A 19,896-nucleotide genomic window follows, 5' to 3' on the forward strand; every position below is an offset into this window, starting at 1 on the left:
AATTATTATACCCGATGCTGGTTCGTAGGGCAACGCTGAAATAAAATAAAACTCCCCTTCTACACTTTGTTACAGTAAAAGGGGAGAGACAATATCATTATTTTGATTCTTTCATGTTTTTGGCAATATTTCTTGCTACGACCACACCAGTTACGGAGGCTTGCATCAGCCCGCGAGTAATACCTGCTCCGTCACCAATGGCATAAAGGTTATCCACTGAAGTTTCAAATGTGTTTTTCACCTTTACTTTGGAGGAGTAAAATTTCACCTCTACACCATAAAGCAACGTGTTCTTGGAGTAGAGACCTGGTGCTATTTTGTCGAACGCACGAAGACCTTCCACTACACTGGTCAGGTGGCGGTGGGGAAGAACAAACGATAAATCTCCCGGCACTGCATTTTTTAGAGTTGGAACAGTAGTGGAGCGCTTCAAGCGTGAAAGGTCTGTTCGGCGTCCCATCAAAAGGTCGCCCAAACGCTGCACCATAATACCACCGCCAGTTAACATGTTACCAAGCTGGGCAATGTAGCGACCGTATTCAATTGGCTGGTTAAATGGCTCGGTAAAATTGGTGGATACAAGTAAGGCAAAGTTTGTGTTGTCAGTATGGCGGCCTTCATCCGCATAGCTGTGTCCATTCACTACGGCAATGCCTTTGCCGCCAACACCACCCTCGTAATGCTCTTCACTTACGATTCCACCAGGATTCATGCAGAAAGTTCGAACCTTGCTCTCAAAAGTATCAGAGTAATATACAAGCTTTGCTTCATACAGGTGCTTGGTGAGGGGGTCCATTACCGCGTTTGGCACCTCAACGCGAACGCCAATGTCTACGGCATTGTTGGTGGTGGAAATGCCATTTTCAGCTGCAATACGGTTGAGCCAGTCGGCACCGCCGCGGCCAGGGGCAAGTACAATGTAAGGTGCCGTTAGACATTTGCGTTCCCCTTGCTTATTTACTGCCCACACACCGGTGGCTTTGCCATCCTCATTTTGAATGGATTCTGCGGTAGTATATTCTAAAAAAGTAAAGTTTTCTTTTGCATTTAAGTGGTCGTACATGCCACGGAGAACATCGAAAGAATATTCGGTTCCCATATGGCGCACGGGACAGGGTACAAGCTGAATGTTGTGTTTTTTAGCATCGTAAGCAATTTTATCTGCAAATTTATCACTGAGGCCGTAAACTGTTTCAGGTGCGCCAAAGCCTAAGTAAATATCGTCGGCGTAGTGAATTAAGTTGGTTACTTCCTCACGCGGTAGGTAATCGGTCACATTTCCGCCTACTTCATAAGAAAGGGAAAGCTTGCCGTCTGAAAAAGCGCCGGCACCGGCCCAGCCATTCATAATATGGCATGGATTACAGTGTGCGCAGATTCCTTTTGTTCTGGCGGGACAGGTTCGGCGAGCAATGGTGCTGCCGCTGTCAATCATTAAAACTTTTGCCTGCGGAGCGGTTTTCTCCAGCTCTAAAGCAGCAAAAATTCCTGCAGGGCCAGCCCCTACAATAATTACGTCATACTCAAACATAGTTGAACCTCCCAAATTATAAAATAACACAACAAAATATACCTGCTGGAGAGCCTCCGGCAGGCAGAAACAAGGCAACTGACGCCCAACGTATTTTATTCTGGTTTACAGGTAAAATACAATGGAAAGAACAGAACCACCAATTAGCAGAGCACAAACGAGTGCAACAATTCGCACCCAAAGAGCATGGTTGCTTGCGTTCGTCTTTTTTTGTTTTATTTGCGGCATACGTTCTTCCTCCATTCTGAAACCTGTTCTATTATACCTAAAAATACAGGAAGATATGTTACCTAGCTGTAAACAAATGATAAGAAGATGCGGGATGGAGCAGCATTTCTGCCAACCTTGACAAGCGTATCCATTTGCAATAGAATGGTTTTTGTCACATGGAACGTGCAGAATAAGGAGAAAAATATGGCAAGAAGAGAAGATGACCGCCGTGGTCGCAGCGAAAACCGAAGACCAAGCGGAGAAATAGACCGTTATAATTACGTTGAACGCGACATTTACAGTAATAGCGGGCGTAATGCTTCCAGTTCTTCCGGCACGGCAAGGAAAACATCCTCCAAGCGTCGTTCACCGAGAAAGAAAAAAGGGAAGAAGATTGTTGGCATTCTTTTGGCAGTGGTCATATTGTTTTGTGCAACCATTTTTGCGTATGCTTCGTCTTTATTGTCTCAAATTAAAAGGGATCATACAGACACACAAAGTTATGTACAGCAGCCCTCGGCCGCGCCACAGTGGGGAGTAATCTCTGACAAAGGGGTCACCAACATTTTGCTGATTGGTACCGACCGAGTGGAAGATGGTTTGCAGCGGTCTGACACAATGATGCTCGTTTCTCTAGATAATAAAACCAAAAAAGTAAAGCTAACCTCATTTTTACGTGATTTGTACGTAGAAATTCCGACCGTTGGCAAAACAAAGCTGAATGCTTCCTTTAGTAACGGCGGCGCTGCACTAACTATGCAAACAATTGAGAATAATTTTCGTATTGATATTGATAAATTCGTTACGATTGATGTAGATAGCTTTGCTGAGATTATTGATAAAATGGGTGGAATAGAGGTCAATGTCAGTAAGGCAGAGGCCAAAGAAATGAATCGGGTAATGGATGCCCAGATGACCGCCGGTCGCAACCATATGCGTGGAACCTTGGCTTTGTATTATGCCCGAATTCGAAGAATCGATAGCGATTTTGGGCGCACTGGCCGCCAGCGGCAGGTGATTAGCTGTATGGTGGACAAGCTCAAAACAAAGAATCCCATTGAACTCTCCTCTTTACTGCACGATTATATGGGTTACGTTACCACCAACTTGTCTGATGGTGAAATGCTGAGCCTCGCAGCAAATGCAATGAGTATTATGAACTACCCAATAGAAACACTTCATATGCCAGATGCGGGATTGTATGAGGATGAGCGTATCTCTGGTGTTGGGGATGTACTAAACCCCGACTTAGAAGCGAACTGTAAGGTGCTTCGTGAATTTATTTATGGTACAGATTCTTCTGAAAAATAAGATTACCAGTGGTGATTGCTCGAAATAAGAAGAAGCCATTTCGAAAAGTATCGAAATGGCTTCTTCTTATTTTAATTGAATTAAATCCTTTACCACTTCACCAGCCAAAATGAGACCGGCAACAGATGGAACAAAGGAGATACTGCCTGGTACTTGGCGGCGAATGGTGCACTTGCGCTTGGTATCTGGCGGGCAAATGCAGTTATGCTTGCAGCTATTCGCATCGTCGTCAATAGGGGTAAGGGCTGGCTCCTTGGAATAAACCACTTTTAAGGAATCAATACCGCGTTTTCTCAGCTCGTTGCGCATCACTCGTGCCAGAGGGCAAACAGAGGTTTTATATATATCCGAAACCTCAAAGCGAGTGGGGTCAAGCTTATTGCCGGCACCCATGCAACTGATAATCGGTACATTTGCTGCTTTGGCACGCTCTATTAAAATCAGTTTGGAGGAGATGGTGTCGATGGCATCTACAAGATAATCGTAGCCGGTAAAATCAAACTGGTCGGCATTTTCCGCACCATAAAATACTTCATGAAGCTCAACCTGTGCTTTGGGGTTAATATCGAGTATCCGCTCTGCCATAGCCTCAACCTTTTTTTTGCCTACCGTTTTGCGAGTTGCAATGATTTGGCGGTTAATATTCGTTAGGCAAATACGGTCATCATCAAACAGAGCAAAGCTGCCAACACCAGAGCGTGCCAAGGCTTCCACGGTAAAGCCGCCGACTCCTCCTACTCCAAATATAGCAACCTTTGCGTTTTGCAGGCTCTGCATGGCATCTTTACCCAATAAGAGCTGTGTTCTTGAAAATTCGTTGAGCATTCCTGATTCCCTTTCCTGTTTACCGCTGTCAATGCGGCTGGTTTCTATCTTCTGTATAAAAGCTTCCCGTTTTGCAGCCGAGAATCCTGCCCTTTGAGCAGATGCCCACAATTTACCTTTGAGACTCAGCAGGGGAGTGTGGTAGCATAACAGGAGCCTTTGCGTTTTTGAATACCGCACTATTATACTGCATATTCCTTTTGTGGTAAATACCCTTAGTGGTATACCTGGTAGAGCAGAGTTACGATAATCAGTTGTGCAAGCAGCAAAAGCGGCAGCCCGAGCATGAAGCGCTTATGCTGAGTTTTATGCCGAATAATATGCATGGTAACCAGCATTGACGGTGTACCGCCAAGAATTGCTAAGGTAAATAAATTTTTTTCTGGCACCCGCCGCCCATGCGTGCGGGCCTGTTTTTTATCATACACAGTAACAACGGCGGCGATTAGGTTCATCACACCAAGGTATAGCACGATTCCCACTATGTTTGAAAAGATGATTTGAAACATAAACGAAGCTCTCTTTCTTGTCCAAATTTTGCTGAAATGAAAGCGGACAGGTCTTTTTTACATAACAACCGCATTATAAATAGAAAGAACAGCACGAGGACAGGTTCTATCTTTTCTATTTTTATTATACTCGTATATCAAAATTCACTTTCAGTGAACTGACTTTCAAAAAGGAGGATTGTAAAATGAAAAACGAGCGAATTTGGCAAAGCTATGTGCCAAGCGTTTTTGCAGTAGCTTTGTTGATTGTCTCTGTTCTTCTTACTATGGCGGTGCAGGGAGGGCCTCCGGCACAGCAGCATGTTGGCTTAGAATCTAAACCCGCTGCGTCATCACAGGCCTCCTCTACGGAGGGCTCGCAAGCAGGTGCCAGTTCTACTGCTGCTCCCGTTAACACAGCCCCTAAAGATGAAATGCGGGCGGTGTGGGTACCTTATATGAGCCTTGCTATGAGTTCGCAAGCCGACCAAAGTCAGGCAGCTTTTCAAAAGAAATTTGACGCCATTGTCGCAAATGCAAAAAGCAAAGGAATGAATACGCTAATTGTACATGTGCGCCCATTTGGGGACGCATTGTATCCGTCTGATTACTTCCCATGGTCGCATATTTTAACTGGAACACAAGGTGTAAACCCGGGTTACGACCCACTTGCCTATATGGTACAGGCTACACACAAATCGGGTATGAAAATCCACGCATGGGTGAATCCACTGCGTATTCGTACAAACAATACACCAACGGTGCTTGCGCAGAGCAATCCCTACAACAAATGGAATTTACAAAAGCTTTCGGGGCGAACAGTTACGCTCGACAATGGTTCTTATTATAATCCCGCATACCCTGAGGTACTAAAGCTAATCACCGATGGAGTAGGCGAAATTGTGAAGAAATACGATGTAGACGGCATTCAGTTCGACGACTACTTTTACCCCACGGAGAGCAGTGTGTTCGATACTGGCTCATATGGTGCATACTTAGCTGAGGCAAAGAAAAATGGCTCTGCCATGGAGCTCTTAGAGTGGCGGCGTGCGAATATTAATAAGATGGTATCGATGGTATACCGTGAGATTAAAAGTATTAAACCCAACGTGTTATTTGGTATTTCTCCCCAAGGAAATGTTCAAAACGATTTACGAATGGGGGCAGACGTAGTCTCGTGGGCTTCCACTGCCGGATACGTGGATTACATATGCCCGCAGCTCTATGTTAATTTTGAAAATCCCATTCTTCCGTTTGACCAAGGGGCAAAGCAGTGGAAGCAAATGGTTACTGCCAAAGGAGTTCAGCTCTATTTTGGTCTTGCAGTGTACAAAGCCGGCACGGATGTGGATGAGGGAACGTGGAAAAAATCCAGCGACATTTTGCAAAAGCAAATAGAGCTTGGCAGGCAGATTGGTTCTGGAGGCTTTATGTTCTACGCGTATGACCAGCTGGATGCAGAGCATAGCCGTGAAGAGGTGAAAAACGTAATCAAGCTGCTGAACTAAACAAAATAATCTTAATAAATAAATTTTAAATTACAAGAGCTCCGCGGTGCAGCCGTCTTTGCTGGCAGTCTCAATGCGAACAGGCAAAATACTGCCTTGCAGCGGCTGCTCCGAATTTACAGTTACAGGGGTATAATTTTCCGTATAACCCTCATATACTCCAGAGGCACATTCACGCTCGAATAAAACATTGGCGGTTAGCCCAATTTGACGTTCAAAAAACTCCAGCATAGTTTTCTGTGTAACCTCAATCATTGCCTTGCTGCGGCGGTCTTTGGTCTCTTTTGTGAGTTGATCTGGCGCAGAATAGGCAACGGTGCCCGGGCGTCGGGAGTAAGCAAATACATGTACCTTTGCAAAGCCGATTTCCTGCGCAAACGCAAGGGATTCGGCGAACTCCTGCTCGGTTTCACCCGCAAATCCCACCATAATGTCTGTTGTGATGGCGGGGTTTTCAAAAGCAAGGCGCAGGTTATGAACAATCTCACGGTACTCCGCCGTATTATAGTGTCGGTTCATTCGGCGCAGAGTAGCGTCGCAGCCGCTTTGCAGTGAAAGGTGAAACTGCGGGCAGAACTTGTTTTGAGCGGCCAACCGCTGTATTACCGGTTGGCTAAGCTGTTCCGGCTCAAGTGAGCCAAGGCGTACTCGTTCAATACCCGGTGTACGGCAGGCAGCCTCCACTGCGTCGCAAAGGTGCAGGTCAAGCTCCTGCCCGTAAGCAGAAAGGTTGATTCCAGTCAGTACAACCTCACGAAACCCTTTTTCAGCCAATAGGCGAAGCTCTTGCTCCAAATCTTCCAATGGTTTGGAGCGTACACGCCCTCTTGCATATGGGATAATGCAATAGGAGCAGAAGCGGTTGCATCCATCCTGAATTTTAATAAAAGCGCGGGTGCGCTCCTGAAAATCTTCAATTTGCATGGGCTCAAATTCTCCCTTGCGCTCATGGGGAACAATGTCGATAATCCTTTGACGCGTTGAGAGATATGTTAAAATGTTGGGCAGCAGTGAGCTGCGGTTTGAATTACCAAGAACAATGTCTGCTTCTGCTAAAGCGGTAGCTTCCTCCGGGAATGCCTGTGGCATACAGCCGGTTAGCACAATCACAGCGTCCGGATTCTGTCGACGTGCACGGTGCAGAGTTTGTCGAACTTTATGGTCACTGGTTGCGGTGACGGTGCAGGAGTTAATCAGCACTACATCTGCCGAATCCCCGATGGAAGGGGAAAACCCGGCGTGCTGAAGCTGTTGCAGCATTGCCTGCGATTCATACTGGTTCACCTTACAGCCAAGTGTAATCACATGTACTTTCATGGGGATTCCTTTCTTATTACCAAATAACTTTAAAAAATAAACGTGTAAAAATGACATTATTTTACAATATATTGAAGATAACTGAAGAATTGTGAAAAAAGCTCTAAAAAAGTCTAATAGAACAGAAATAACTGTTTTTTTGATATTGACCAACCGTCAACTGTACGCTATGATAGGAACTAGATAGTTCATTATTCAAAGCAATTCATAGAATCAAGAATAGGAGATGTCGACTATGTATACAACCGATATTCTGTTGTCCAGCATAGAAGCAGTGAAAAAGTTTGTCTCTTTGGCAAACCGATACGACTTCCCAATTAATCTTAGAACAGACAAGTATTCAATTGATGCGAAGTCTATTATGGGAGTATTTAGTTTAGACCTGTCCAAACCGGTTACGGTTGAACTCGAAGGTCCGCAGGCAGAGCACTTTATTTCGCAACTTACTGAATTTACACCGCAGAACGCATAACATAATAATAACTAAAGAAGCGGTATGGTTACCTAAAAAGCCCGGATTTTTCCGGGCTTTTTTACGTGGTTTCGCCGGCCTGCTCTAGTTCTTCCGACAGCTCACTCCAAGTGATAAATACCGATTCGGATTCTTCCTTACGCTTAGCAAGCTGCTCTGTCAGCTCCAATACCTTTTCGTAATCTGCGGCAATTTCAGGAGCATGCAAGCGGTTTTGCAGTTCTTCCATTTCCTGCTCAAGCCGTTCCATCTCCTGCTCAGCACGCTTAATGGCGGCACGCGCTTTGCGAAGTTTTGCTTCCTGCTCTTTTCGCTGCTTGTAAAGGTTTTTTTGTTCCGGTTCCGGCTGTTCTTTCACCTGTTCCTTTACAGCTTGCTTTGCCCGCTCTAAATATGCATCATAATTGCCAATGTATTCGGTGGTGCCATTTTTGTCTAAAAAATAGATTCGATCGGCCAGCTTATTTATAAGGTAACGGTCATGCGATACAATCAGCAGTGTTCCCTCATAATTTTGAAGCGCATTTTCCAATGCTTCACAAGAACCAATATCCAAATGGTTGGTCGGTTCATCCAGCAGTAAGAAATTGGCACGCGAGAGCATTAGCCGCAGTAGTAAAACACGGGCTCGCTCTCCGCCGCTGAGTGCGGAGATTGGTTTGAATACATCGTCGTTTTGAAAGAGGAAGATCGCAAGCGCATTGCGAACCTCGGTCTGTGTCATGGAGGGGTATGAATCCCATATTTCATCCATTACTGTTTTTTCAGGGTGCAAATCCTCTTGAATCTGGTCATAATAGCCTACGTCAATACCTGCGCCAAAGCGCACTTCGCCACTGTTTGGCAGGTAGCGAGACAGCAATGTTTTCAATAAAGAGGTTTTACCACAGCCGTTTGGCCCAATCACAAAAATGCGCTCGCCCCGGCGAATTTCCATATTTACATTGCGAAAGAGAGGAGAATCATCAAAACAAAGAGATAAATCTGTGGCGGCTAAAACATCGTTTCCACCGCGCTGAGATGGCTCAAAACGGAACCGGATGCTTTCTTCCGCTTCATCCGGCTTTACGAGGGTGCTTTCCAGCCGGTCAATCACCTTCATTTTGCTTTCTGCCATGCGAATGTTGCGCTCACGGTTCCATTGCCGTTGCTGCACAACCATTCCCTCTAAGCGAGAGATTTCTTTTTTGGTGTTCTCATATTTTCTTTGCGCAGTTAGGTCGTTCTCCTGCTTTTGCGCAAGGTAGGTGGTATAGTTGCCCTTATAGCAGGTCATGCGCCGATTCGAAAGCTCAAAGGTGCTGCCAGTTACACGGTCTAAAAAGTAACGATCATGCGAGATGACGAGAAAAGCACCGGAATACCCCTTAAGAAAATCCTCCAGCCATTCTACGGAGTCTATATCCAAGTGGTTGGTCGGTTCATCGAGCAATAATAGGTTAGCGCCGGAAAGCAAAAGCTTTGCAAGCTGCAGCTTTGCCTTTTGCCCACCACTCAACACACCAACTGGCATGGCGGCTTGTTCGTCGTCGAAGCCTAATCCAAGCAATGCAGAGCGAGCTCTTGAACGGCAGGTGAGACCGCCATCCTGCATAAAACGGTCGTTTAAGTGCATTTGGCGTTCAATTAGCTCGGTTTGATTATTCGGCTTGCCCTGCAAAGCCAAATTGATTTCTTCCAGCTCATGCTCCATTTTAAGCAAAGGGGCGAAAACGCTGAGCACTTCGGCATAGGCAGTTTGCTCTAAGTTACTGCATACGTGCTGCTCCATATAGCCGATTACGGCATCTCGTGAAAGGTGAATTTCACCACCATCGTTTGAGAGCTCACCCGTGAGCAGCTTGAAAAGGGTTGTTTTTCCCGAACCGTTAACGCCTACAAGGCCAATTCGGTCATTTGACTGTATTTCAAAGGATACGCCGCTGAACAAATCCTCAGCTCCGAATGCCTTTTTTAAATTACTTGTACTAAGCAAAGCCATGTTACTAAAAGCTCCTTTATAAAACGGCTGTACAATAGAAAAGGCGGTCATTCACCGCCTTGAAGCCGGTAATCGGCTACCGTTTCTTTTATCTATTATAGTGGAATTTACAAATGAAATCAAGAAAAACGCTTAACAAGCATACGTTCAATTGAAAATAAGGGGATTTGTAGACTTTTTTGCACTGAAAATGCTATAATAACTACATTCCTTTGCTAAAATAGACTGTAAAATAAAGGGATATAAAAGGTCATCGAAAGAGCATTATATACAAGATAGCAAAGTAAAGCTTTGGTGCTTTGAGAATGCACAGTATGATTTAACGGATCATTTTTCGTAGCAATTCTAGTGATTTCTGATATAATGGTTTTATGTACAAGTATTCCATTGAAAGGAGGCGAGTGTTCATTCGATACGGTATTTCAACGGCGTGCCTGTATCCGCAGGAGACCACTCAATCATTGGCCAAGCTGACCAACATGGGATTTCAACTATTCGAAATCTTTTTTAATACCTACAGTGAGCTTCGGCAAGATTATTTGAAAAATCTAAAGTTAATATTGGATTCTTCGGGCTCGTCCGTAAAATCGATTCACCCGTTTACCTCCGGTTTTGAGAGCATGATGTTCTTTTCGGATTACGACAACCGCTTTACAGACTCACTGGATTTTTACCGCAGGTATTTTGAAGCCGCCAACCATATTGGAGCTAAAATTCTGGTACTGCATGGCCAGCGTGATTACATGCTAAGCAAGCTTAGTGAACAGGAGTACTTTGAACGGTACGCACTGCTTTATGAGGCAGGTCGCCATTGTGGAATTCAGGTGGCGCAAGAAAATGTAAATCGTTTTCGCAGTGAAGACCCTGGTTTTATCAGGCGTATGCGAGATTATTTGGGAGACAGTTGCTGTTTTGTACTGGATATTAAGCAAGCCGTTCGTGCGGGAAAAGACCCGTATGAGATGTGCCATGCCATGGGAGATCGATTGGTTCATATCCATTTAAACGACAATAATGAGAAATCAGATTGCCTGCTGCCTGGTGAAGGCAGTATGGATTATGCCAGACTAATGAATCAGCTTACCGAATATGGGTACAGCGGCGATTTTATTATAGAAGTGTATCGCACCAGCATCCCTAAAATGGAGCATTTGGTAGAAAGTAGGCATTTTGTAGAACAATTCGTGAAATAAATCCTTCAAAATGTTGCAAATAACCGCACAATAATGCTATAATTTTAGAAGTTATTGGATTGGAATAGAACAGAGGAGGGTCATGATCTGTGAAATGCCCGTATTGCGGTTTTGAGGAAAGCAAGGTAATTGATTCCCGCCCAACGGACGAGGGCGAGAGAATTCGGCGCCGCAGGGAGTGCCTGAAATGCGCCAAACGCTTTACCACGTATGAGGTTATTGAAACGGTGCCGATTGTGGTAATTAAAAAGGACAAATCTCGCCAAACGTTTGACCGCAACAAGCTGCTGAACGGCCTTTTGCGGGCTTGCGAAAAACGCCCGGTTTCTATTGATACACTGGAACGAGTTGTAGATGAGATTGAAACCATGCTGCAAAATTCACTGGATCGCGAAGTACCCTCCAGCCTAATTGGAACGTACGCGATGGAAAAGCTAAAGAACATTGATGAAGTGGCATATGTTCGTTTTGCTTCTGTTTATAGGCAGTTTAAAGACATAAATACATTTATGGATGAACTTAATAAATTGGTAAAAAGCCGATAATGAAAAAAGCCGGGTGCGAAAAAGCACCCGGCTTTTTTGTACTCTTAACTTTATTTAACAAGAGATAGAGAGCGGAATTAAATTAAGTATTATTATAAAAATATGTAAAAGAAAACTTGTAAGAAGTTACAGTTCCTTTTTAATAAAAAGAATTGTGTTTGAGGTGTATGGGAATACTATCAGAATCAATGGAAAGGAGAATTTATATGGCAAAAGCAGGAATGCGTAGACCAGACCCCAAAGAGCCGCATGGAACAGAAGGTAACCATAAAACGCACATTCCCAAAAATGATGTTCCACCTGTTCCGGAGCTGCAAGGGAAAGCAAAACACACAAAACAAAAGGCGCACCCAATTATAAAACCTTAATTTTATAATACTTTGTAATAAAAAGTAAAAGCGCTTTTCCGTAAAATAAGCGGGAAAGCGCTTTTTACAAATAAAAATCAGGGTGATTCCACATAGAAGAGGAATTCACCCTGATACTTAGCATGTGTTCTTTCGAGTTTGGAGGGTGCATGGGTTGTTTTGGCTTACTACCTTTGGCGGCAGCCTCTGTCTTCGCAGCCACAGTCTCCGGCCTTAGGCGGGAAAAACTCATCGGTGGGGAAATCAATCCGGCGGAACAGTTCGCACGGATCATCCGATGTAGCCTCACACTCTTTTTCTGGAATACAGAAATCGTAAGCGGGAATCAGCATTTGTACATTGCGTACGATTTGTACGATGGTAAAGATACCGATGGTTACATAAACCGTGCGGCGTACAGAGTCCATTACAAATTCACTGCCAAATCTTCTGCATATGCAATCGGGAATGCGGCAGCAAATGTCGCAGGGGTTTGCAGGGCAGTCGCATACTCTGGAAGAAAGACCAACGGGTTCTGCTACTTGCACAGTTGCTTTTGGCAATGCGCGGCAAGCCCATGATTGAACTTCCAAATCATCCAGCCCACAGTCAGAGCTGAACATCTTTACATTGCCCTCACTGCCGTACAAAATGACCTTTTTGTTAAATACAGAAATACCGTTTACCTGAACGGGGCCAGAGGTAGGCGAGCAGTAAACATCCAGAGCAACATCAAAGAAGAAGGTCATATCTACGGAATAGAATCCCTTGTTGAATGGTACCGGTTCCAAATCAAGGTAAACCGTAATCACTTCTACATTTCTTACTTTAACGGTTGCCGCTTCGTTAATCAACTGCTGTCTATCTGGCGTAAAGTATACACGCAAATCTTCTAAGCAGTCTTTGTCGCAAGAGTATGCACCTTACAGGTAAATTGGCTTTAAAAAAAGCTCAATTTCAAACTGAGCAGGCTTCGAGCCTCTTTTTTTATAATACACCGCTCGATCAATCAGGGACTTTAAAACTTGGTTTTTGCTTTGTGCATCCATAGCGTCGTAAAGTGACATGGCATGGTGAATACGAATACCCATCTCTGTCGTGTTCAGCTTTGGTGCAGGAAAACGCTGCTTAAATTCCTCTTGCGAGTGATATAGCTGTTCTAATTTTTCTTTAATTGAGGTCTCACGCTTTAAAAATAGTTCGGTGGTGTATGTACCACGTTCCAAAAGTTCACAGGCAGCATCCAATTGCTTATTGGCAGCAGTAATTTCTTGCTGGATGGAGCTTAGGGCTTCTTCATAAGGGTAATGTGCTTGCTGCGAAGGCATTTGCCGTAACAGCAAAGCCTTACATTGCTCCTTTAGTTCCTTTACGATTGCTTGCTCAACTAGCGATAGTTGACTAGATACAACGCAGCCCTTTTTCGGGCAAAGAAGATAGCTTTGTGTGCTGCGGTTCATTACCTGCCTCTGCATCAGGCTACCGCAATTTTTACAGTAGATGAGGCCGGCTAAGGGGTTTTCTACCCGGCCGGTGTATGAAGGGGGATGGTACCTTTTTTCAAATATCTCCTGTGCTTTATAGAATAAATCCTCTTCTATGATGGGAGGATGAATTCCCTCAGTAATCATCCATTTCTCCTTTGGGTTGGTAACTGTAACTTCTTTTCCATTGCTTTTTCGAATGCGTGATTTTTGATTCCAGATGATTTTCCCAATGTACACATTGTTTTTTAAAATTTTCATCACACTGGTTCTTCCAAAATGGTCGGATCTGCGGGGTTTTGCTCCCATGGCATTTACTGTTTCCGCTATGATTTGGCAGCCAATGCCTTCCTCTACATACATTTGGAACATCAGGCGGACAATTTTTGCTTCTTCTTCAATAATTTTTAGGGTTGGTTTTTTGTTGATTGTGGTTTTTTCATACCCGTAAGGTGCATTGGCAATATACCCACCGTCACGCAGTGTTCTCTGCGTTCCTGCTTTGAGTCGGCGTTTAATCATTTTCAGCTCCTGCCGGGAGAGAAAAGTTTTAAACTCGGTATAGTCTTCATCGGCATCATTGTCAAGGTCTACTATTTTTGCCGGTGTCATTATTTTGGTTCCACTGGTTTTGAAGGCTTCTAAAATTACACCTTGCTCTGCCATAGAGCCACGCCCAAGTCGGTCGATGTCGATACAAAGTACGGCATCGTATTTTTCTTCCTCAACGTCTTTCAGAAGGCGCAGCATTTCTGGCCTGGCATACAGTGCATCACCAGATACAACCTCCTTATACACGTTCTCTGGGGGTATTATAAGAGTGTTTTTCTCTGCATATTCCAGGAGGGTCTTGTGGTGGCGCTCCAACGTTTGTTCTACCGGTTCATCGGCATCGTCGGCACGAGATTTTCTTAAATAGATTGCTATATTTTTCATGGATGCCCTCCCTTCTCTAAAAGTCTACTCTGTTTGTTATGTATGAGACACTGTTTCTCTTTATTACATATTACAATAAAGAGTTGAGGCATAGGACAATCGATTAAAATCATATTTTGAGGAACGGGAGGTGAATCGCTTGAAAAAGAAAGATACGGGAACACCAACAGTTGCTACACACATTTTGTCTGCAACAGAGGAAGAGGTCGTAAACAATAGAGCGTCGTTCCAGGCAGCAATTGAAATGGGCTTGTCCCGTATGAATGGCTTTAAAACAGCGGTTGAACTCGATTGGGCAGGGAATGCAGAAAACTATAGAAAGTTCCGCAAGAAAATAATTCTATAAAGATAATTCTTAATAAATGAAAAAGAATAGTTGGACAAGCCCTTTGCAGACTTAAGGGTGAGATATCAATATAGGGATGGAAAGAAATTAGGAGTACAATTCTGGTTTAGGTGCTGCTTATGGTAAAATAATCTTTTCAGCTGGCAGCCGAATTTTCTGTTTCCCTCTTGGGTATCCAGTGTCGAATGCAGGCAGCAAAGGAAGAGGGAAGGATACAAAATAGCAGTAAAAAGGTAATCAAAAATAAAATACGGCCTGCCGCAAAAAATGTGAAATGAGGGATTGGAGAATGAAACATGTTACAGGTGTTGTTCGAAACATTGATTTGGCGGGCCGCATAGTAATACCCAAAGAGCTGCGTCGTACTCTGGGTTGGGAAGTCGGTGATCCAATCGAGATTATAGGGCAAGAGAATGGTCTGGTCATCAAGGCGTATCATCCAGACCCACTCATAATAACGAATGAAGAATTGCGCAGGCGTTTGAGTGAAATTAACCATTTAACACATATTTATGAGGCGCGGCAGCTTTTTAATGTACATGAGGCGTTTTCACGCATTCGTCAAATAACAAATCTCGATGAAAAAGAGGGGAAATGATTGCGCTTACGAAATTAATACAAAAAAATTTAGAAATAGCTAGTAATAGTTCTGCTGGTTGTCAAGCAAAGCTTGCTGGTTAATTACTACATTAATAGTGGCAACGACATTCGTAAAAAAGCTGCAAAGTACCCGAAGCGAATGAATATCCTGATCTTTTGCCATTGCCAGAGCAAAAGTAGTCGATAAATATGCGATTTCTTCGGGGGTAAATTCTCTCAGCATGTCATCACCTCTCTCCATAGTATTCTTTAGCAATGTTTTTGAATACCGTAAGAGAATTCTCGATGATACAAATTAAGGGATTCCATAGAGGAAAAGCCGCTTCGGGAGAACGTAACTCGCTTTTCATTGTTTTATGATAAGTTTGAGGGTGGCGACATGGCTGTATATAAAAAATCAGTACTAATCCAAAAGGATAAGCACTGATTTTTCATTTGTTAATATAACATTAACTTGCGATTAGCACCTGCGGGTACAAAGTAATCTGTCAATAACGTCTCTTAATAAACGCAAATCAGAATTGTTGAGATCATCCAGTTCAGAAAGAATGCTTTTCAAAGCTTTCGAGCTCTCGCGGTCACAGTCAGAATTGTTGCCACCACGGTTGTCTCTATCGCTGCTGCCGGAAACTCTCTCATTCCAAAAATCGGCAGAAGATTTTCCCATGTTGTTGCCTCCCTTTTAAAGATTAATATAGTATATGCTGTGATTTCTAACTCGTCCACGAATGACTCTTTACTAGAAACAAAAGGATGAAAAATAAAAATTTTCTATCTGTATTATTTATCATAATTCTATTTAGACAAAAAGCCTGACAGCTCTAGTGCCGATATTTCTTAAAACATAAACTTTTCTTTTGCGTAGCATATACTGAAGAAAAGGAGGATTCGTATTATGAATAATAAAGCGAATAGTGCGTCAAATTCTAATGCTAGCCAAGGGTGCAGAGGAATGGATATGGGCCCGCAGCCATATGTTCTTAATATTGTGGCAGCAGCAAAGCAAAACTGCAATTATAGAACAGCAATATGGACAGGAACCCACCTTCAGGCAACCCTAATGTGTATTCCGGTAGGCGGAGATATTGGGTTCGAGGTGCACCCGGATACCGACCAGTTTTTACGGATTGAACAAGGCTGTGGAATGGTAAAGATGGGGAACGGTAAAGATAAAGTAGTCTTACAACAAAATATTTCTCCCGGTTGCGCCATTTTTGTACCAGCGGGAACATGGCATAACCTGATAAATACCGGGGATGTTCCGTTAAAGCTTTATACAATTTACGCTCCGCCTCATCACCCGCATGGAACCATTCATAGAACAAAGTCAGATGCTATGGCGACAGAGAATCCCTCTAAAAAATAACTGCACATATAGAAACAGCCCGCTCCCCTTACCAATAGGGGAGCGGGCTGTTTCTACCATATGAACACTCTTATTCGCTGCACGAATCATAGATACGCATGGCGTCAATGCAAACAGCTTCTTTAAAGCATCCTGTTCCGCGCTCATCGGACGCAATATTAAAATCTTGAGCCATAAATTGTTCCTCCTAACAGGTTAAATTCCCATGTTCTCTATAACATTTTATGGCTCAGATTCAATTTTGTTACAGGGTAATTATTATAAAGAAAAGCGGCATGTACAATGAATACCCGTACTTTTTTCGGCTGCGACACATAGTGTAGGCAACCTAGCCTGTTCAAAAGGTGAAAAACGTCTATTTTACAGAGATTAAAGCTTGGTCAATCGCGCGAAATTAGACATTAATTTTTTTGTTCCGGCTGTTTGGAATTCTATTTCAAGTAGATTATCATTACCCATAGGAGTAACCGAAAGTATTTTTCCCTCACCAAAGGTTTTGTGCTCCACGCGATCTCCGGTTTGGTAGCTTTGAGTGGATTTACGCGGAGGAATATCCACTGGGCCAAACTGGCGGGCAGCCTGTATGGAGATTGTGCGCGCCTCGTAAGCGGAGGTTGGCAAATCGGTTCCGGGCTCCGGCTTTTTCCAAGACCGAGAACGGCTGCGTTCTACAAGCTCTTCCGGAATTTCAATTAAGAAGCGCGATGCTTTGTTGCGAGAGGTTGAACCAAATATCATGCGGCTTTCCGCATTGGTTAGGTGTAGCTCTTCACGGGCACGAGTGATTGCCACATAAGCTAATCGGCGCTCTTCCTCAATTTCGTTCGGGTTATAAATGGCCTGCATTCCGGGGAAGAGGCCGTCTTCCATCCCAGGGAGGAAAACCACAGGGAACTCAAGGCCCTTTGCAGAGTGCATAGTCATTAGAATGACTTGGTCTTTGTTGGTATCGAGCTGGTCAATGTCTGTAAAGAGGGAAACCTCTTCCAAGAAACCAGAGAGAGAGGAATCGGGGTTGTCTTCCTGATACTTGATTAAGCTGGAAGAAAGCTCGTTAATATTATCGACTCGATCTTGCGCGTCGTCTTCTTCCGCTCGCAGGGAAGCAATGTATTCGGTTTTCTCCAAAATAAGCTGGTATAAGTCGTTTAAAGAGATATCGGGGTTGGTGGAAGCCTCAATTAAATCGAGGATAAGGCGGGCAAATGCTTGCAGCTTTGCCGCAGAACGACGCAAAGGCTCAAAATCCTCCGCGTTGGTAATTACATCAAATAAAGACATCTCTGCTTCACGAGCCAGTTCTACTGCTTGCGTAATGGTCTTTTCACCAATAGAGCGTTTAGGCTGGTTGATGATACGGCGCAGACGAACTTCATCCGCAGGGTTGTTAATCACACTCAAATAGGCAAGCATATCGCGAATTTCTTTACGGTCATAGAAACGAACTCCGCCTACAATTCGGTAAGGAATACCCGACTTTACCATCATTTTTTCCAACGAGTTCGATTGAGAGTTCATTCGGTACAGTACCGCAAAGTCCGAATATTTACGCCCTTTTGCCACACCATCCAGAATATGCGTAGCAATATAATCTGCTTCATCCTGCTCGCTAAAGGATGTGTGCATGTATAAGGGGCAGCCTTGTGGGTTTTCCGTCCACAAAGATTTTCCTTTGCGCTGAGTGTTATTTTCAATCACAGCATTTGCTGCATCCAATATATTTTTAGTAGAGCGGTAATTTTGCTCTAAGCGGATGACTAAGGCTCCTGGGAAAGTTTTTTCGAAGCTTAAAATATTTTCAATTGTAGCTCCCCGGAACTTATAGATACTCTGGTCATCATCACCAACAACACATAAGTTTTTATTTCGTTTCGCTAAAAGAGATACAAACATGTACTGCGCGTGGTTTGTGTCCTGGTACTCATCTACCATAAAGTATTGGAAGCGATTCTGGTAATAATCCAGAACATCCGGGCAAACTTGGAAGAGGACTACTGTGTTAAAAATCAGGTCGTCAAAATCCATTGCATCGGAGGCCTTCAGGCGGCCTTGGTACATTAGGTATGCTTCTGCAATTTTCTTTAGCCGAAAATCATCTCCGGCGCGATCAGAGAACTCCTTAGCATTTACCAAAGAATCCTTTGCGCGGCTGATTTCACCTAAAACAGACTTCACGGGAAGCTCTTTTTCATCAATTTGAAGAGCCTTTAGGCAGTCCTTCATCACCCTGCGGGAATCGTCAGAATCATAAATGGTGAAGTGAGGGGTGTAACCCAGTCTGTCCGCGTCTCGCCGAAGCATACGCGCGCAGGTGGAATGAAAGGTAGAAGCCCAAACCTCACTGCCCTTGTCACCAAGCATGGTAACGAGGCGCTCTTTGAGCTCACCTGCGGCTTTATTTGTAAAGGTGATTGCCATAATCCGGTAAGGGTCGCACCCTTCGCGAATTAAGTTGGCAACACGATTCACCAGTACGGTGGTTTTTCCGCTTCCGGCTCCCGCCAAAATCAAAAGAGGCCCTTCTTTGTGCCGGATGGCATCCTGTTGTCTTGGATTCATCTTGGAAAAATTCTGCGATAGCAGCGTTTCATTCAGTACGGACATATTTAACGCAATCCTCCTATTTCTTCCCTGTACCGGCGGGCCGTTACGCAAGGCATTTTTAGCATATTTTTATTGACTAAAAGTATCTCACAAAACGAAGGGTACAGAAAAAAGGGCGCCGGCCCATAAGGTCGGGCCGGTTTCGCCATGATTTTCGGCGGCCCGCGGAAAATTTCACCTTGGGCTGCTGTAATTTTAGCACTCTAGACACTTATAAAATAATTATACTCTATTTTGCAGTGCTTGGCAAATGACTGTTCCCAATAAAAAAGCACCCGGGCAAAAGACCCGGGCGCTTTGATTAAAGAACGAAATTTAGAACGGGCGGGTGTTTTCCAGCAAACCGGCAGTTGCCCAAGTGGAACGGGTACGGGGTGCCGGAGCAGCAGTGGCTACAGCAAGCGGTGCAGGTTCTGCCAGTGTGACCGCCTGAATTGCGGAAGCTGGAATATCATACAACGTGTATGCCGCAGCTGCAATAACAGCCAAAATTTCACCGGAAATTGTTCCTTGTACAGCGGAAGCCGCCTGAGGTGCAGTAGCAGCAACAGCGGGTACTGCTACTGGAGCGACAGTTTGCTGGCTAAAAACAGGTGCCGGAGCAGGCGCTTGATTTACGGCCTGTGCCTCACGCAGTGCTTGTTCACGTTTCTCGTTCAATACATTCAGCTTTTGCAGGGTACCACGCAAAACAACCAGCACGGCCAATGCTGCAATAGCCGCAATTGCTGAAATAATGATCTGAAGCTGTGTAGCGTCCATCAAAAAACATCCCCATTTCTTATAAGTATTCTGTTCGGGAAGACAACCGTTTTTGAGAGCGATGCGCCCA

21 protein-coding genes are annotated in these 19,896 nt (G+C 44.1%); 9 read left to right on the forward strand and 12 right to left on the reverse strand.

The features are described from left to right. Positions 1-97 precede the first annotated feature (97 nt). Together CAN90_RS06930 and CAN90_RS13875 are read right to left on the reverse strand one after the other, a co-directional pair. Positions 98-1,531 carry an NAD(P)/FAD-dependent oxidoreductase gene (locus tag CAN90_RS06930; RefSeq protein WP_085833117.1) on the reverse strand — a complete coding sequence of 478 codons (1,434 nt, stop codon included), beginning with the start codon at positions 1,529-1,531 and terminating at the stop codon, positions 98-100. Between the two features lie 105 nt (positions 1,532-1,636). After that, the gene (locus CAN90_RS13875; RefSeq protein ID WP_278335040.1) at positions 1,637-1,759 is read right to left on the reverse strand and encodes a hypothetical protein; all 123 of its coding nucleotides are present in this window, start codon (positions 1,757-1,759) and stop codon (positions 1,637-1,639) included. A gap of 186 nt (positions 1,760-1,945) precedes the next feature. On the opposite strand from CAN90_RS13875, the gene CAN90_RS06935 reads away from it, so the two are divergent. Further along, positions 1,946-3,052, forward strand: coding sequence for an LCP family protein (locus CAN90_RS06935; RefSeq protein ID WP_143750807.1), 1,107 nt, complete (start codon positions 1,946-1,948; stop codon positions 3,050-3,052). A 66-nt stretch (positions 3,053-3,118) separates the two neighbouring features. Here CAN90_RS06935 and CAN90_RS06940 read toward each other — a convergent pair whose 3' ends face one another. Together CAN90_RS06940 and CAN90_RS06945 are read right to left on the reverse strand one after the other, a co-directional pair. After that, entirely contained in the window at positions 3,119-3,877 is a 759-nt protein-coding gene (locus CAN90_RS06940; RefSeq protein ID WP_085833118.1) for a tRNA threonylcarbamoyladenosine dehydratase, read from the reverse strand. A gap of 215 nt (positions 3,878-4,092) precedes the next feature. Further along, positions 4,093-4,386, reverse strand: a complete 294-nt coding sequence (locus tag CAN90_RS06945; protein WP_085833119.1) for a DUF1294 domain-containing protein — start codon at positions 4,384-4,386, stop codon at positions 4,093-4,095. A gap of 185 nt (positions 4,387-4,571) precedes the next feature. Here CAN90_RS06945 and CAN90_RS06950 point away from each other — a divergent pair, with 185 nt between their 5' ends. Next, positions 4,572-5,873, forward strand: coding sequence for a glycoside hydrolase family 10-like protein (locus tag CAN90_RS06950; RefSeq protein ID WP_085833120.1), 1,302 nt, complete (start codon positions 4,572-4,574; stop codon positions 5,871-5,873). A 30-nt stretch (positions 5,874-5,903) separates the two neighbouring features. Here CAN90_RS06950 and mtaB read toward each other — a convergent pair whose 3' ends face one another. Beyond that, on the reverse strand, positions 5,904-7,190 hold the full coding sequence (gene mtaB, locus CAN90_RS06955; protein ID WP_085833121.1) for a tRNA (N(6)-L-threonylcarbamoyladenosine(37)-C(2))-methylthiotransferase MtaB: 1,287 nt from the start codon (positions 7,188-7,190) through the stop codon (positions 5,904-5,906). A 235-nt stretch (positions 7,191-7,425) separates the two neighbouring features. Between mtaB and CAN90_RS06960 the strand changes: the two genes are divergently transcribed. Then, on the forward strand, positions 7,426-7,662 hold the full coding sequence (locus tag CAN90_RS06960) for an HPr family phosphocarrier protein (RefSeq protein WP_085833122.1): 237 nt from the start codon (positions 7,426-7,428) through the stop codon (positions 7,660-7,662). Between the two features lie 61 nt (positions 7,663-7,723). Here CAN90_RS06960 and abc-f read toward each other — a convergent pair whose 3' ends face one another. Continuing rightward, positions 7,724-9,643 carry a ribosomal protection-like ABC-F family protein gene (abc-f, locus tag CAN90_RS06965; RefSeq protein WP_085833123.1) on the reverse strand — a complete coding sequence of 640 codons (1,920 nt, stop codon included), beginning with the start codon at positions 9,641-9,643 and terminating at the stop codon, positions 7,724-7,726. 401 nt (positions 9,644-10,044) lie between these two features. Between abc-f and CAN90_RS06970 the strand changes: the two genes are divergently transcribed. The 3 genes from CAN90_RS06970 (at position 10,045) to CAN90_RS13705 (ending at position 11,749) form a co-directional block, all read left to right on the forward strand. Continuing rightward, positions 10,045-10,836 carry a sugar phosphate isomerase/epimerase family protein gene (locus CAN90_RS06970; RefSeq protein WP_242953592.1) on the forward strand — a complete coding sequence of 264 codons (792 nt, stop codon included), beginning with the start codon at positions 10,045-10,047 and terminating at the stop codon, positions 10,834-10,836. 89 nt (positions 10,837-10,925) lie between these two features. Then, complete coding sequence (nrdR, locus tag CAN90_RS06975; RefSeq protein ID WP_085833125.1) at positions 10,926-11,381, forward strand: transcriptional regulator NrdR; 456 nt, start codon at positions 10,926-10,928, stop codon at positions 11,379-11,381. Positions 11,382-11,587: 206 nt separating this feature from the next. Then, positions 11,588-11,749 (forward strand): hypothetical protein, encoded by a 162-nt coding sequence (locus tag CAN90_RS13705; RefSeq protein WP_187138314.1) that lies wholly within the window; start codon positions 11,588-11,590, stop codon positions 11,747-11,749. 167 nt (positions 11,750-11,916) lie between these two features. On the opposite strand, the gene CAN90_RS06980 is transcribed toward CAN90_RS13705, so the two are convergent. After that, positions 11,917-12,615 carry a hypothetical protein gene (locus CAN90_RS06980; protein ID WP_242953593.1) on the reverse strand — a complete coding sequence of 233 codons (699 nt, stop codon included), beginning with the start codon at positions 12,613-12,615 and terminating at the stop codon, positions 11,917-11,919. Positions 12,616-12,651: 36 nt separating this feature from the next. Next, positions 12,652-14,148 (reverse strand): recombinase family protein, encoded by a 1,497-nt coding sequence (locus CAN90_RS06985; protein WP_085833127.1) that lies wholly within the window; start codon positions 14,146-14,148, stop codon positions 12,652-12,654. Between the two features lie 139 nt (positions 14,149-14,287). Between CAN90_RS06985 and CAN90_RS06990 the strand changes: the two genes are divergently transcribed. Next, positions 14,288-14,494: a hypothetical protein gene (locus tag CAN90_RS06990; protein ID WP_085833128.1), complete on the forward strand. Its 207-nt coding sequence runs from the start codon at positions 14,288-14,290 to the stop codon at positions 14,492-14,494. A 289-nt stretch (positions 14,495-14,783) separates the two neighbouring features. After that, positions 14,784-15,092 carry an AbrB/MazE/SpoVT family DNA-binding domain-containing protein gene (locus CAN90_RS06995; protein ID WP_085833129.1) on the forward strand — a complete coding sequence of 103 codons (309 nt, stop codon included), beginning with the start codon at positions 14,784-14,786 and terminating at the stop codon, positions 15,090-15,092. Between the two features lie 39 nt (positions 15,093-15,131). On the opposite strand, the gene CAN90_RS07000 is transcribed toward CAN90_RS06995, so the two are convergent. Further along, the gene (locus CAN90_RS07000) at positions 15,132-15,317 is read right to left on the reverse strand and encodes a hypothetical protein (protein WP_085833130.1); all 186 of its coding nucleotides are present in this window, start codon (positions 15,315-15,317) and stop codon (positions 15,132-15,134) included. Between the two features lie 237 nt (positions 15,318-15,554). Next, positions 15,555-15,761, reverse strand: a complete 207-nt coding sequence (locus tag CAN90_RS07005) for a hypothetical protein (RefSeq protein WP_085833131.1) — start codon at positions 15,759-15,761, stop codon at positions 15,555-15,557. Between the two features lie 228 nt (positions 15,762-15,989). On the opposite strand from CAN90_RS07005, the gene CAN90_RS07010 reads away from it, so the two are divergent. Beyond that, positions 15,990-16,460, forward strand: coding sequence for a cupin domain-containing protein (locus CAN90_RS07010; RefSeq protein ID WP_085833132.1), 471 nt, complete (start codon positions 15,990-15,992; stop codon positions 16,458-16,460). Positions 16,461-16,829: 369 nt separating this feature from the next. On the opposite strand, the gene CAN90_RS07015 is transcribed toward CAN90_RS07010, so the two are convergent. After that, positions 16,830-19,064: an ATP-dependent helicase gene (locus tag CAN90_RS07015; RefSeq protein WP_242953594.1), complete on the reverse strand. Its 2,235-nt coding sequence runs from the start codon at positions 19,062-19,064 to the stop codon at positions 16,830-16,832. 315 nt (positions 19,065-19,379) lie between these two features. After that, positions 19,380-19,826, reverse strand: coding sequence for a hypothetical protein (locus tag CAN90_RS07020; RefSeq protein WP_085833133.1), 447 nt, complete (start codon positions 19,824-19,826; stop codon positions 19,380-19,382). Positions 19,827-19,896 lie beyond the last annotated feature (70 nt).

This window comes from Clostridium merdae (assembly GCF_900176635.1).
Taxonomy (GTDB): Bacteria; Bacillota; Clostridia; order Oscillospirales; family Acutalibacteraceae; genus Faecalispora; species Faecalispora merdae.